This window comes from Clostridium ljungdahlii (genome assembly GCF_001636845.1).
Taxonomy (GTDB): domain Bacteria; phylum Bacillota; class Clostridia; order Clostridiales; family Clostridiaceae; genus Clostridium_B; species Clostridium_B ljungdahlii_A.
The window spans coordinates 75,311-89,711 of the sequence record NZ_LITT01000035.1 but is presented as its reverse complement, the minus strand read 5'-3'; the positions used below and the strand labels follow the sequence as shown (position 1 = coordinate 89,711).

Sequence of the window (14,401 nt, the reverse complement as noted above, 5' to 3'; positions counted from 1 at the left end):
GATAAATTTAAATGAACGAAAAATCATTAAAGGTTTTAGAATTTTATAAAATAAAGGAAAAATTAAAAGGTTATGCAAATACTGGAGCAGCTAAAGATTTAATAGAAAAATTAAGCCCTTATGACAATCTGTATGAAGTGAGGGAACATTTACAGGAAACAAAAGAGGCTTTAAAACTTCTTGTAACCAAAGGCAACCCTCCTTTTGAAGGGGTCTATGATGTAAGACAGGGTATAAAAATGGCAGGGAAAGGTTCTACTTTAATGGCAGGGCAAATTCTTAAAATAGGAGCAATACTCAGGGCTGCTAGGAGAATTCAGAAGTATATAACTGTGACAGAAGATGAAGAGCACTTTAAAATTATAGAAGACATATGTGCAGGTATTGTGCCTTTAAAAAATTTAGAAGATGAAATTTTTATGGCTATAGAAAGTGAAGATGAAATATCTGATGAGGCAAGTTCTCTTCTCTATAATATCAGAAAAAGTTTAAAAGATAAAAATGCTTCAGTGAGGGATAGGGTAAATTCACTTATAAGAAGTTATTCTGATTACCTGCAGGATAACTTATATACTATGAGGGGAGACAGGTATGTGCTTCCTGTAAAAGCGGAAAATAAGTCATCCGTACCAGGACTTGTCCATGATCAAAGTTCAAGTGGGGCAACCCTTTACATAGAACCTATGGGACTTGTAAATTTGAACAACGAAATAAAGGAACTAAAATTAAAGGAAAAAGCAGAGATAGATAGGATATTAGCTGAACTATCTCAGCAAATATATGACAATATAACAGTAGTTGAAAGAGATGCAGATATAATATGGGAACTTGATTTTATATTTGCCAAAGCTAAATTTGGCAGTGAGTTAAATGGAAATATTCCAAATGTAAGTGAAAATGGAGTAGTCAATATTATAGAAGGAAGGCATCCACTTATAAATAAAAAAACAGTAGTACCTATGGATGTATATATAGGTAGAAATTTTAGCTGTTTGGTTATAACAGGACCTAATACAGGAGGAAAAACTGTAACTCTTAAAACTATAGGACTTTTGCACATCATGGCACTAAGTGGACTTATGATACCTGCCAGGGAGAATTCTACTGTAGGATTTTTTACAGAGGTATTTGCAGATATTGGAGATGAGCAGAGTATAGAGCAGAACTTATCTACATTTTCATCACATATGACTAATATAGTAAATATTATTGAAAAGTTTGATGAAAAATCTCTTGTGTTGTTTGATGAATTAGGTGCAGGTACTGACCCTACAGAAGGTGCAGCTCTTGCTGTATCCATACTTGAAAATTTAAGAAAAAGAGGATGCACTATAGTGGCTACAACTCATTACAGTGAATTAAAAGTATATGCTTTAAAAAATGAGGGAGTGGAAAATGCATCTGTAGAATTTGATGTAGAAACTTTGAGACCTACTTATAGGCTTATGATAGGAGTACCGGGAAAGTCTAATGCCTTTGAAATATCCAAAAGACTTGGACTACCAGAGTTTATAATAGAAGATGCTAGAGAAAATATAGCTAGCGATGCCTTACAATTTGAAGATTTAATTCAAAGCCTTCAGGAAAAGAAATCAAAAGCTGAAACTTTTGCTAGAGAAGCAGAAATACTAAAAAGTGAGGCAGCTAAAATCAAAGAAAAATATGAAGAAAAAGCAAGTAAACTTCAAAATATAAGAGATAAGGCTATTATTGGAGCACAGAGAGAGGCAAAGGAAATAATAAGAAGTTCTAAAGAAGAAGCAGATAAAATTCTAAAGGATATGCGAGAACTGGAAAGAATGGGATACACTTCTTCTGTAAGACATAAATTAGAGGAAAACAGAAAAAAACTCAAGGATAGATTAGAGAAAACTGAAGAAAAGTTATATGATAATAAAAGTGATGTTGGAGAAGAGCTTAAATCTGTAAAAGAAGGACAGGAAGTATTCATACCTTCATTAAATCAAAAAGCAGTGGTATTATCAAAACCTGACAGTAAGGGGGAAGTACAGGTTCAAGCAGGAATCATGAAAATAAGTGTGAAGTTGAAAGAATTGAGAGCTTCTAGTGGTAATTCAAAAAGTGAAAAGAAGAAGTTAAAAAGAGAAGCCAAATTAAATTTAAGAAATGTTTCAAGTTCAGTTGATTTAAGGGGAATGGATTCTATAGAGGCAACCTATACTGTAGATAAATATTTAGATGATGCATACATGGGAGGACTTAAAGAAGTTACCATAATACACGGTAAGGGTACCGGAGTACTCAGAAATTCTATAACTGATATGTTAAAGAAGCATTCTCATGTAAAGAATCACAGGCTTGGAGAATATGGTGAAGGTGGCACAGGAGTTACAATAGTTGAATTGAAATAAGGAGTGTGGCTGGAGTGATATTAGTAAGTGCATGCTTGTGTGGTATTGATACTAAATATAATGGAGGAAATAATCTTTGCGAGAAAATACTAAGTCTCGTGAAAGAAGGAAAGGCGCTGCCCTTATGTCCAGAACAGTTAGGTGGACTTAAGACTCCTAGAAATCCTTGCGAAATATGTGGTGGTACAGGTAAAGATGTGATAGATGGAAAAGCTGCTGTAATGAGTTCTACTGGAGAAAATTGTACAAGTGAATTTTTAAAGGGAGCCTATGAAACTCTAAAAGTAGCTAAGGCATGTAATATAAAAGAAGCTGTTCTAAAGTCTAAAAGTCCATCCTGTGGTTTTGGTAAAATATATGATGGAAGTTTTAATGGAAACATTATTGAAGGTGCCGGAATAACAGCAGAACTTTTAAGCAAAAACCATATAAAGATATATGGAGAAGATGATTTTAATAAGGCATTTGAAAGAAAATAGGCTGGTATATGGATTAGTTATTTCTCTGAAAATGCCTAAATTCAATATTTAAATAAAATGTTACTTGAAAGGGGTGAAGAACTGTTAAATATTAAGAAATTTAATATTTGGCGGCATTATTATGAACTATAAAGATGTATTAAAAAATGCAAGGGAAAATTTAAATGGAAGCTGCAGGGTATGTCCTGCCTGTAATGGAAACGCATGTGCTGGAGAAGTACCAGGCATGGGAGGAAAGGGAACAGGAGACTCTTTTAAAGAAAATTTTAATTCACTAAGCAAATGTAAATTGAATATGAGAGTTATACATGATGCTAAAGATCCTGACACCTCAATAGAGTTATTTGGAAAAAAGATGGACATACCTGTTTTTGCAGCACCTGTATCAGGAACTACTTTGAATATGGGTGGAAAGTTTACTGAGGAAGAGTACATTTCTTCAGTTATAGGAGGATGTCTGGATGCAGGAATATATCCTATGGTAGGAGATACAGCAGTAGATTCTTTTCTTATAACTAATCTTGAAAAGCTTAAAGAATTTAATGGAGAAGGCATAGCTGTAATAAAACCTTGGGAAAATAAAAATGTTATAAGTAAAATAAAACTTGCTGAAAAAGCAGGAGCTTTTGCAGTAGGAATGGATATAGATGCTGCAGGATTAATAACCTTAGCACTTCATGGAAAACCTGTAGGACCTAAGACTTTAGAAGAAATAAAAGAAGTTGTAGAAAGTACAAAACTTCCTTTTATATTAAAGGGAATAATGACCCCAGACGAAGCAGAACTTGCAGTTAAAGCTGGAGTAAGTGCCATAGTTGTTTCAAACCATGGTGGAAGAGTTTTAGATCAAACTCCTGGAGTGGCAGAGGTACTTCCAGAGATAGCGAAGGCAGTTAAAGGCAAGGTTACAATACTTGCAGATGGTGGCGTGAGAACTGGTGTGGATGTACTTAAAATGTTAGCTTTAGGTGCAGATGCCGTACTTATAGGAAGACCTTTTGTAACTGCATCCTTTGGAGGACAAAGAGAAGGAGTAAAGGTTTATGTAGAAAATTTGAAGAGTGAACTAAAATCAGCTATGGTTTTGACAGGATGTAAGTCTGTTAAAAATATAGATGGTAGAATACTTTATAAATAGAATCTAAGCAAAAAATCAACTTATACTACGAATATTTTTACAACATTCAGTTCATTAAATATTTTGATAAGTCTAAGTAAAAAATTCTAAAAAAGCTAAGAACTTTTGAAAACTCGTACCTCAGACAATTCAAAAGTTCTAAGTTTTTACGAATTTTTTCCTAAGACTTATATGCAAAATATTTAAAAGAGCTTCATTATTGTAAAAATGTGCCTGCGTATAAGTTGATTTTTAAGTTAGAGATTATTGTATAGTATACTTATAAACAGTTCATTTCTAAAGTTTTTAAACGTGATTTCAATTTTGTCATCATATTTTCCGAATATAAGTCAACTCTTAATTATATAAATCTATTTGAAATATGAAAAATGATCTTTGAAAATTGAATAATGCGGTGCCAAAAATAAGCTTATTTTACATAAGTGGTGATATATAACATAAAAGTGTGATATAATTCTTCTATGATATAGTCAGAATCGTAAGATATCAAGGTGTAACTATAAAAATTTATATTTATTAGATTGGAGATAAAGATGCCTGAAATTTTATTAATTATAATTAACTTTATAGTTGTAATGGGGATAATAAAGCTAATTATAAGTAAATATAGTAAGTATAAAATTAATAAATTTACTTTTAGTAAAGATTTGGAAAAAAGGCAAATTAAATATAATAATATAGTTATTGGTTTAAACTTAATGTTTTTATTTCTGCTTGCTTATTTAGAATCAAATTTATTAATTATGGTAATCTTAACATCTATAATTGCTATCATAGATGTTATAACTGTAATTCGTTTAGGGGTTTTTTTAAGAATAAAAAATAATTTAAACAAATAAAGTTATTTCTTAATATTCTTATTTAATATAACAATTTAAAAGTCAATAATTTACTGAAACCCCATATTATTTAAAAAAATTTTACGGCGTTTTTATGTTCGTAAAACAAAAATTATGTTGATGTATTATAAATTTATGATAGATAGATTTTCTTCTTATATTTAAGTAAAAATTTTGTATGTGTGAAAGTTGAGTTATGTAATTATATTTTTAAGTTAGAGACTAGTGTAAGATAAAAAATATATCTATTAATTATGAAATAATAGGTAATGGCAAACCGATTATTATGTTACATTGATCTCATGTAGATCATAGATTAATGAAGGGATGCATGGAACCTGTATTTAAGAATAGAGAGGAGTATAAAAGAATATATATTGACTTACCAGGTATGGGAAAAACAAAGCCTGAGAATTGGATTGTAAATTTGAATATAATGTTAGATATTGTAATTGATTTTATTGAAAAAGTTATTCCAAACACAAATTTTTTGCTTGTAGTAGAGTCTTATGGAGGATATAATACACCAGAACATATTGTCTTAAAGAGAGAAGATGAATTATTATCACAACTTGAGCCATTCGATGCAGAAGGCTCTGATGGAATACAAGTAGTGCAGAGTTAAAAGAATTTGGGATAGATATAGGGATGAAATTTTACCTGGATTAAAATTAGCAGATGCAGTGACTTAAATGTGAATTCAGAATTTAATTAAAAAAAGGCCGTGAAGATTTTATTTTAATAAACACAGCCATAAAACCAACAATTATTTTAAAAAGAGAGATGTTACTAAGAATGCAATAAATGCGGTAAATAACGCAATAAAAATAAAACTACGAACAAAAGAATGATGAGAAACAACCTTATTTTTAATCTGATAAGCTGTTGATATTAAACCTCCAATTATTACAATTAACAGTAAATCTCCATTTGATTTTATAAGAGGACTACTTAAATGTAGTCCTCTTATAAATCCATCTATGAGAACTGCAAACAACATAAATCTGCCAGCATAAGCATCACCTTTATATACAATAGCTCTTGTCCTTTCATCTATAATGCCATAAATAGGAGTAACTTTATTTTGTTTGTTACTTTTTTTAAACATTTTTTATTCCTCCTCCTCTAAATAGAATAAATCTTCAAATTTTTTTTGCAAACACTTTGAAAGAATTAGTGCTAATTTAGCAGTTGGGCAGTATTGACCAGTTTCTATGGAACTTATTGTTTGGCGGCTTACTCCGGCAATATTGGCAAGTTGCTCTTGAGAAATATTAAGTTCAGCACGTGCGACTTTTAAATGATTATTTAATTTTGTTTTATTGTCCAAGGTAACACCCCCATTAAATAGATGTTATCATATGGAAATATACATGTCAAGTATACTTGTCAAAACGACAAGTATACTTATAGATGACTTAATTTAAATAATATTATATTGTGTTATATTTGTACTTAGTTTCTATTTCATTTTTATCTACTTTTATATTGAATTCCCAGTTACCGTTTAAGTCAGCTATTTGCGTAATATTAACAGCTAAGATAGGATTACTTATTGCAACGGTACTTAAACATATTATTATACATGCTGTGACAGCATATTTTAAATATGATAATCCAAGGCTTTGCTATTTTTAGAAGGTATGAGATCTAATGATTTATTGTTTTTAGGAATAATTCAATTCATATTGGTGGAAAGGGGAATATTTTATAAGGTTTTAAGATAGAAACTAATAATTATAAATATAAATCAAAATAGAAATTTCTTAAATAATTTAAAAGAGGAATAACACTATGAAGGATAAGAGTATTACAGTTAAAACAAAATAATAATTAGCTGGTTTAAATAAAAATTAAAAAAATTAACAATTTTTTAGAACACCACATTATTCATTTGAATTTTGTGGTGTTTTTGGTTATCTTTTCTAAATGTTATGTCCATAATAAAGTTGAATTTAATAATTTTATCATTTCTAAAATAGATAAATTTGCTGACCCTCAAGTGAAAGCTTGTCTATAGTAAAAATTGACTTGTATTAGATTTAAGTGATATAATGTGAGCTATATATTTAAAAACTGCGATGAGAAGAAGTAGAAATCATAAGTTTTCAACAGAAAGCTACCGGTTGATGAGAGGGGTAGAAAACAGATTTTGAAATACATCTCTGAGTGGTACACTGAAAGGATTTATATCTTAGTAGGCTGTTGCCGGGTGCGACCGTTACATCGCTAGGGTATAAGCCTTTTGTGCCGTACCTAATGAGGTTTATACAGTGATGTATAAATAAATTTTGAGGTGGTAACACGTGAGTAAAACTCCCGTCCTTTGCGTAATGCAGCGGACGGGAGTTTTTTATTTTTGTTTATAAGAAAGGATGACAGAAATGAAAGATGTTGAAGAACAGTTTAAAATTATTATGAAAGGTGTAAGTCAGGTTGTGAGCGAAAAAAATTTAAAGCAAAAGCTGGAGAGAAGTGTGTCCTTAGGAATCCCCCTTAGGATTAAACTTGGACTTGATCCTTCTGCACCAGATATACACCTTGGTCATGCAGTTGTACTTAGAAAAATCAAACAAATGCAAGATTTAGGACATCAAGCAGTAATCATAATTGGTGATTTCACTGGCAAAATTGGTGATCCTTCAGGCAAGAGCAAAACCCGCAGACAATTGACAACGGAGCAGGTGATTAAAAATGCTAGGACTTATGAAAAACAGGTATTTAAAATACTTGATAGAGATAAAACAGAAGTTAGGTTTAATAGCGAATGGTTATCTAAGCTCAATTTTGAAGATGTGTTAAAGCTTGCTGGAAAAGTTACTGTTGCAAGAATACTAGAAAGAGATGATTTTGAGAAAAGATATAAAAACAATAAACCTATAGGATTACATGAATTTTTTTATCCGTTAATGCAGGCGTATGACTCTGTGGCGGTAAAGGCAGATATTGAAATGGGTGGTACAGATCAAACCTTCAATGTTTTAATGGGGCGTACATTACAAGGTGATTACAGCCAGGAAAGCCAAATAGCTTTATTTATGCCTTTACTTGAAGGCACAGATGGTGTTGAAAAAATGAGTAAAAGTTTAGAAAATTATATTGGAATATGTGAGGATGCCATTTCAATTTACCAAAAGACAATGACTATCCCAGATAATCTTATTATTAAATACTTTGAACTTGCAACAGATATTCATCCAGATGAAGTTGAAGCAATTAAGTTAAAGCTTAATAATACAGAAACAAACCCCCGGGACATTAAAATGCAGCTTGCAAAAGAAATAACAACCTTATATTGTGGAGTAAGTGAAGCAGAATCTGCTGAAGAGCATTTTAAGACTGTATTTCAAAAAAATCTCATTCCAAATGATATTGACGAATTTATTTTGTCTCAAGATTGCCTTGCATCAAATGACGAGGTGAATTTAGTAAAAATTATTACAAGAAGTGGAATTGCAGCTAGTAATAGTGAGGCTAAGCGTCTTATAACTCAAAATGCTATAAAAGTAAATGGTAAAAGATATAATAATTTTCTAATACAAAATCCAGGTAATAGTTTTGTTATTCAGGTTGGAAAGTCCAGGTTTGTTAAGGTAAAGAATGTTTAGTAATATCTATACATGGGGGTCTAAGTAAAAAATCAACTTATACTACGGATATTTTTTACAACCTTCAGTTCATTAAATATTTTGATAAGTCTAAGTAAAAAATTCTAAAAAAGCTAAGAACTTTTGAAAACTCGTACCTCAGACAATTCAAAAGTTCTAAGTTTTTACGAATTTTTTCCTAAGACCTATACGCAAAATATTTAAAAGAACTTCATTATTGTAAAAATATGCCTGCGTATAAGTTGATTTTTAAGTTAGAGATCATTGTATAATATATTTATAGGTAGTTTATGCCTAAAATATTATCTATAAGAGCTAAAATAATATTTCAATTTTTTGTTTGAGAAATATATTATTTTACTACTTTGATATATTCTACTTCAGGATCTTCTGTACCTTGAACATACAATCCAGTGTCTTTTAGTTCTTGTACATAGTCTACAATTTCTTTTGTTATTTCCTCGCCCGGGCAAAGTACTGGTATTCCAGGAGGATATGCCATTAAAAATTCTCCACTTATCATACCTATGCTATTTTTTAACAGCACCGGTGTTTTTTCAGAATTAAAGGCATCTCGCGGAATTTCTAATTGTCTTGGTATAGGAGGTATATCCAGAAAATCTGATTTTCTATTTCCTCTCCCATAGTATTCTGTGCTTACTTCCTCTAGTGCATTTATAAGAGCATCTATATTTTCTTTAGTATCTCCAAAAGAACCAACAGCTAAAATATTATATAAGTCAGAGAGTTCCATTTGTATATGATACTTATTTGATAAAATCATATCTAAGTCATAGCCTGTAATACCCAAATCCCTACAGGTTATGGTTATTTTGGTAGGATCAAGGGACACTACACCAGGGTTACCAACTATTTCTTCACCAAAACAGTAGAATCCTGGGATATTGTTGATTTTATACCTGGCATAACTTGACAGGTCAATAGCTTTATTCAGCAGTTCTTTCCCATGGAGAGCTATTTGTCTTCTAGCGCAATCCAGCGAAGCCATTAAGACGTAAGAAGGTGAAGTTGTTTGCAGTAGAGATAAAACTTGTTGAACCTTGTGTATATCAATACGCTCTGAACGAATGTGAAGCAGCGAACATTGGGTCATAGCACCTATTATTTTATGAGTACTTTGGGAACACATATCGGCACCAGCTTGCATAGCTGATATTGGTAAATTATCGTTAAAACCAAGGTGTGGTCCATGGGCCTCGTCTACAATTAAAGGAATATCATAACTGTGTACTATATCTGATATTTTTTTAATGTCTGCAGCTACTCCGTAATAGGTAGGATTTATAATTAAAACAGCTTTTGCATCAGGATTTTGTTTTAAAGTATTTTCTACGGTTTCAGAAGTAACACCATGGGCAATTCCTATTGTTTTATCTAGTTCAGGCTGCATATATACGGGTATTGCACCACTTAATATAATTCCAGCAGTAACGGATTTGTGCACGTTTCTTGGAATTATTATTTTATCTCCTGAATTCACTACAGACATGATCATGGTTTGTATAGCACCAGATGTTCCATGTATTGAAAAAAAAGCGGCATCAGAGCCATAGGCATCTGCAGCTAATTGCTGTGCCCTTTTTATTGGACCAGTAGGATGGTGAAGACTATCCACTAATTTAAATACAGTAACGTCAATTTTAAAGGGGTTTTCTCCCATAAAATTTTTAAACTCTTCGTCTATACCGTTCCCTTTTTTATGACCTGGCACATGAAAAGGAATGGTATTCCTATTTACGTATTCCATTAATGCGTCAAACAGTGGAGTTTCACTTTGATCTAATTTATACACCTTGATAAACACCTTCCTTCAAAAAAGATACCCTTTAACTCTTGGAATTAAAGGGATAATCATACTTAGTAAAAACTAATATCATTATATGTTAATTCATGTAGAGATTCAATAATACCAATTTATATAAATAAATTAACCTAAAATTAAGAAATAAGTTATATATATATATTATGAGGTAAAAATATGGTTGTATACATGTTTTTAGATATAGTTTATAGTATAATAGTAAATGTTAAATATTGCATATAGGAGGTAAAGATATGTATAGAGAAAAATATGAATATTGGTTGAGTTCACCTTATGTGGATCAGGATGGAAAAATGGAACTAAAAAATATAGAAGATGAAAAGGAAATAGAAGATAGATTTTATAAGGATTTGGAATTTGGTACAGGAGGTCTTAGAGGTGTAATAGGTATAGGTACCAATAGAATGAATATATATACTGTGGGAAAAGCCACAGAAGGATTATCAAAATATCTTATAAAGAAATATAATACAAATATTTCCGTATGCATAGCTTATGACTGTAGAATAATGTCCAAGGAATTTGCAGAGGCCGCTGCAAGTAATTTATGTGCAAATGGTATAGAAGTAAATCTTTTTAAAACTCTTCATCCAACACCAATGCTCTCCTATGCAGTAAGAGAACTTAAAAGTAAGGCAGGTATTGTTATAACAGCATCTCATAACCCAAAGCAATATAATGGATATAAGGTATATGGGGAAGATGGGGGACAGGTAACAGATGATTTTGCAAATGCAATACTATCTTGTATAGAAAGTATTAGTGATTTTTCAGAAATAAAGCATATGGATCTAAAAGAAGCTGAAAACGAAGGTATACTCAATATGTTGGGAGAAGATATAGATAAATCCTATATAGAGAAAGTAAAAAGCCTGGCTATAAGGAAAGATCTTATAAAAGCACATGCAAAAGATTTAAAAATAATATATACTCCGCTGCATGGAACTGGTAATATTCCAGTTAGAAGGGCGCTTAAAGAACTTGGATATGAAAATGTGAATATAGTAAAAGAGCAGGAAAGCCCAGATGGAAGCTTCCCAACAGCAGAATACCCTAATCCTGAAGATCCTAGAGTTTTTGAACTGGCTTTAGATATGGCACAGACTATAAAGCCAGATATAATATTTGGAACAGATCCAGATTGTGATAGAATAGGGATAGTAGTGAAAAATGTAGAAGGCCAGTATAAAACACTTACTGGAAATCAAGTAGGTGTTCTTTTAACCCATTATATTCTTTCATCCTTAAAGGAAACTGATAAATTACCCCAAAATGGTGTTGTGGTAAAGACTATAGTGACTACGGAGATGGCTCAAGATATAGCAAAAGAATATGGAGTAGAATTGGTAAATGTTTTAACTGGATTTAAATATATAGGAGAAAAAATAAAAGAATTTAAAAGTAAGGGAAATAAAGATTATATATTTGGATTTGAAGAAAGCTACGGCTACCTGGCAGGAGATTTTGTAAGAGACAAGGATGCTGTAATTGCATCTACTCTTATATGTGAAATGACGCTATACTATAAAATGAAGGGCATAAGTCTTTACGAAGCTTTACTAGAGCTTTATAAAAAATATGGATTTTATAAAGAAAAGTTGATTTCAGTAGAACTTAAAGGAAGAGAAGGTCATGAAAAAATAGAAAATATTCTTCAGTATATGAGGCATTCCATGAAAAGAACACTTGGCGATGCAAAAATAGTTAAAAAGTTAGATTATAAGTTAAGTGTAGAAAAAGATTTAATAAATATAAATGAAAGTAAAATAGATTTACCTAAGTCAAATGTGTTGAAATTTATTATGGAAGATAAATCTTGGTTTGTAGTTAGGCCTTCAGGAACGGAACCTAAAATAAAAATTTATCTCTCAATAATAGGAAACAGCTTGAAAGATGCTGAAGAAAAAATGAATGTATTTGAGAAAAGAGTTATGAAAATAATAGACGATGTAAATTGCTAATAAATTGTGTAGGTGGTAAATTAATGGATATAAAATCACATTTTGCGGAAAAATTATCTAAATTATTATTTGTAGAAGTAAATGAAAAAAGTTTAGAAAAAATATTTAAAGTTACTTTCCCAGGAGATATATATTTGCCTTTAAATTCTAAAAATATAGTTGACAATGTTAAAATTAGAAACAATATGGATAGAATACCAATAGGGTATTTTATTGAAGGCATGTTTTACGTATTAGGTGCAGATGAAAATTTTAAGTTTAGCAAGCAGTATAAAAGCATAATAGCCGGAAATAATGAATACATTAGATTTATAAAAGGCATAATAGCAAAGAATGTTAAAAATAAAGAGTATGAAGATGCCTATATATTGTTAAAAGGGTTATCTACTATGGAAGATTCTACAGAAATATATGACAAACTTATAGCCATGGTAGATGAGATTAGAAAAACCAATAAAATATATAAGGAAGAGGAATTGCAAATATTAAAAAAAGCCGAATCCAAAGAAAATTATGCACTACCATATCTTTATGAATCTCTTATTAAAAGAGAAGAGGGAGATTATGAAAAAGCATTGTTTTATATAAATAACTATGTAGGAAAAGGTGGAAAAGAAACCTTAGAGATAACAGATATGAAAGAAGAGCTTAAATCTATTGTACACTATGACAGAGGAAAAGAGCTTTTAGAAGATAATCCTGAAGAAGCATTAAAATTGTTAATACCTCTTATGGATACCTTTGGAGATAATGCTTCTTTGTATTACTACATAGCAGTTGGATATAGAAAACTAGAAAATTATGAAAAGGCAATTTATTACTTAAATGATGCACTTAATATAGATAGCAGTATAGTAGAAATTGTAAACGAAATGGGTATAAATTATGCATCTATTGGAGACTATGAAAAGGCTATAGCTTATTTGAGAAAAGCATTTGAAGCCACCAGATCAGTAGAAATATGCACTAATCTTATAATGTGCTATTTGGACTCTGGAAATTTACAAGATGCAAAAAAACATCTGGAAATTGCAAAGAAAATAGATCCTAAAGATGAAGTTGTTATTGAAATAGATAACTTTATTAAGAAGCTTGAAAAAAAGTAATCCTATGTAACATGAATGTGAAAGGAGATTTTAAGGTGAATGTAAAAAAGGCTATAATACCAGCTGCTGGTCTTGGAACAAGATTTTTGCCGGCCACGAAGGCTCAACCTAAGGAAATGCTTCCTATAGTAGATAAACCTACCATCCAATATATTATAGAAGAAGCAGTAGCGTCTGGAATAGAAGAAATTTTAATAATAACAGGAAAAAATAAAAGGGCAATAGAAGATCACTTTGATAAATCCGTAGAATTGGAACAGGAGCTGGAAAGTAAAGACAAGAAGGACCTTTTAAAAATGGTAAAGGATATATCAAATATGGCAGATATATATTACATAAGACAGAAGGAACCTAAAGGCCTTGGACATGCAATAAGTTGCGCAAAAACTTTTGTTGGAAATCAACCTTTTGCGGTAATGCTCGGAGATGATGTGGTAGATAGTAAAGAACCTTGCCTAAAACAGCTTATAAAATGCTATGATGAATATAAAACTTCAATTATAGGTGTACAGGAGGTTCCTAAAAAATACGTAGATAGATATGGCATAGTAAAAGGAATGTATATAGAAGATAGGGTATATAAAGTTAAAGATTTAATAGAAAAACCTAAAGTGGAAGAGGCTCCATCTAATATAGCCATACTTGGAAGATATATAATAACACCTTCCATATTTGAAATATTAGATAACACTACCCCGGGAAAGGGAGGAGAAATTCAACTTACAGATGCCCTTAGAACCTTAGCTCAAAATGAAGCTATGTATGCATATAATTTTGAGGGAAGAAGGTATGATGTGGGAGACAAACTTGGATTTTTACAAGCTACTGTGGAATATGCCTTGAAGAGGGATGAATTAAAAAAACCTTTTATGAAATATCTTTTGGGACTAAAAGAACAAAAACTATTTAAAGAAGTTTATGATGATATAACTTCTAATTCTCAGAACAAATAGAGTTTAATAAAGCTGCATCTATAATTTTAGAATTTATGTGAAATTATAGATGCAAATTTATTTAGTAACAAAAAATTAACTAATTTATCAATACTGCTGGTG

Annotated in this window: 12 protein-coding genes and 1 other annotated feature; of the genes, 9 read left to right on the top strand and 3 right to left on the bottom strand. The window is 31.0% G+C overall.

From position 1 onward, the window contains the following. The first annotated feature begins 11 nt into the window (after positions 1-11). The 5 genes from WY13_RS12865 (at position 12) to WY13_RS12845 (ending at position 5,453) form a co-directional block, all read left to right on the top strand. A complete protein-coding gene (locus WY13_RS12865; RefSeq protein WP_063556043.1) occupies positions 12-2,372 on the top strand; it encodes an endonuclease MutS2 in 2,361 nt (786 codons plus the stop codon). A gap of 14 nt (positions 2,373-2,386) precedes the next feature. Continuing rightward, positions 2,387-2,851 carry a DUF523 domain-containing protein gene (locus WY13_RS12860; protein WP_063556042.1) on the top strand — a complete coding sequence of 155 codons (465 nt, stop codon included), beginning with the start codon at positions 2,387-2,389 and terminating at the stop codon, positions 2,849-2,851. Between the two features lie 121 nt (positions 2,852-2,972). Continuing rightward, a complete protein-coding gene (locus WY13_RS12855; RefSeq protein ID WP_063556041.1) occupies positions 2,973-3,989 on the top strand; it encodes an alpha-hydroxy-acid oxidizing protein in 1,017 nt (338 codons plus the stop codon). Positions 3,990-4,522: 533 nt separating this feature from the next. Next, on the top strand, positions 4,523-4,828 hold the full coding sequence (locus WY13_RS12850) for a hypothetical protein (RefSeq protein WP_063556040.1): 306 nt from the start codon (positions 4,523-4,525) through the stop codon (positions 4,826-4,828). Between the two features lie 319 nt (positions 4,829-5,147). Then, positions 5,148-5,453, top strand: coding sequence for a hypothetical protein (locus tag WY13_RS12845; protein WP_156499036.1), 306 nt, complete (start codon positions 5,148-5,150; stop codon positions 5,451-5,453). Between the two features lie 141 nt (positions 5,454-5,594). Here the strand turns inward: WY13_RS12845 and WY13_RS12840 are convergent, their stop codons facing one another. Then, positions 5,595-5,936 carry a hypothetical protein gene (locus WY13_RS12840; protein WP_063556038.1) on the bottom strand — a complete coding sequence of 114 codons (342 nt, stop codon included), beginning with the start codon at positions 5,934-5,936 and terminating at the stop codon, positions 5,595-5,597. A 3-nt stretch (positions 5,937-5,939) separates the two neighbouring features. Then, positions 5,940-6,158: a helix-turn-helix transcriptional regulator gene (locus WY13_RS12835; protein ID WP_063556037.1), complete on the bottom strand. Its 219-nt coding sequence runs from the start codon at positions 6,156-6,158 to the stop codon at positions 5,940-5,942. A gap of 739 nt (positions 6,159-6,897) precedes the next feature. Next, positions 6,898-7,158 (top strand) — a binding site (T-box leader). Positions 7,159-7,212: 54 nt separating this feature from the next. Between WY13_RS12835 and tyrS the strand changes: the two genes are divergently transcribed. Further along, positions 7,213-8,436 (top strand): tyrosine--tRNA ligase, encoded by a 1,224-nt coding sequence (tyrS, locus tag WY13_RS12830; RefSeq protein WP_063556036.1) that lies wholly within the window; start codon positions 7,213-7,215, stop codon positions 8,434-8,436. Between the two features lie 352 nt (positions 8,437-8,788). Here the strand turns inward: tyrS and WY13_RS12825 are convergent, their stop codons facing one another. Further along, entirely contained in the window at positions 8,789-10,249 is a 1,461-nt protein-coding gene (locus tag WY13_RS12825) for an aminotransferase class I/II-fold pyridoxal phosphate-dependent enzyme (protein WP_063556035.1), read from the bottom strand. A gap of 263 nt (positions 10,250-10,512) precedes the next feature. Between WY13_RS12825 and WY13_RS12820 the strand changes: the two genes are divergently transcribed. Genes WY13_RS12820 through galU form a run of 3 tightly spaced genes read left to right on the top strand, consistent with a single transcriptional unit; the run spans position 10,513 to position 14,299 of the window. Further along, the gene (locus WY13_RS12820; RefSeq protein ID WP_063556034.1) at positions 10,513-12,240 is read left to right on the top strand and encodes a phospho-sugar mutase; all 1,728 of its coding nucleotides are present in this window, start codon (positions 10,513-10,515) and stop codon (positions 12,238-12,240) included. Between the two features lie 23 nt (positions 12,241-12,263). Continuing rightward, positions 12,264-13,346 (top strand): tetratricopeptide repeat protein, encoded by a 1,083-nt coding sequence (locus tag WY13_RS12815; protein WP_063556033.1) that lies wholly within the window; start codon positions 12,264-12,266, stop codon positions 13,344-13,346. Between the two features lie 35 nt (positions 13,347-13,381). Then, positions 13,382-14,299 carry a UTP--glucose-1-phosphate uridylyltransferase GalU gene (galU, locus tag WY13_RS12810; RefSeq protein WP_063556032.1) on the top strand — a complete coding sequence of 306 codons (918 nt, stop codon included), beginning with the start codon at positions 13,382-13,384 and terminating at the stop codon, positions 14,297-14,299. Positions 14,300-14,401 lie beyond the last annotated feature (102 nt).

Bases quoted from the DNA above. Each gene is read 5' to 3' on its own strand.
- tyrS (WP_063556036.1), top strand. From the start codon at position 7,213: ATGAAAGATGTTGAAGAACAGTTTAAAATTATTATGAAAGGTGTAAGT.
- WY13_RS12865 (WP_063556043.1), top strand. From the start codon at position 12: ATGAACGAAAAATCATTAAAGGTTTTAGAATTTTATAAAATAAAGGAA.
- WY13_RS12820 (WP_063556034.1), top strand. From the start codon at position 10,513: ATGTATAGAGAAAAATATGAATATTGGTTGAGTTCACCTTATGTGGAT.
- WY13_RS12850 (WP_063556040.1), top strand. From the start codon at position 4,523: ATGCCTGAAATTTTATTAATTATAATTAACTTTATAGTTGTAATGGGG.
- WY13_RS12855 (WP_063556041.1), top strand. From the start codon at position 2,973: ATGAACTATAAAGATGTATTAAAAAATGCAAGGGAAAATTTAAATGGA.
- WY13_RS12815 (WP_063556033.1), top strand. From the start codon at position 12,264: ATGGATATAAAATCACATTTTGCGGAAAAATTATCTAAATTATTATTT.
- WY13_RS12840 (WP_063556038.1), bottom strand. From the start codon at position 5,936: ATGTTTAAAAAAAGTAACAAACAAAATAAAGTTACTCCTATTTATGGC.
- WY13_RS12845 (WP_156499036.1), top strand. From the start codon at position 5,148: ATGAAGGGATGCATGGAACCTGTATTTAAGAATAGAGAGGAGTATAAA.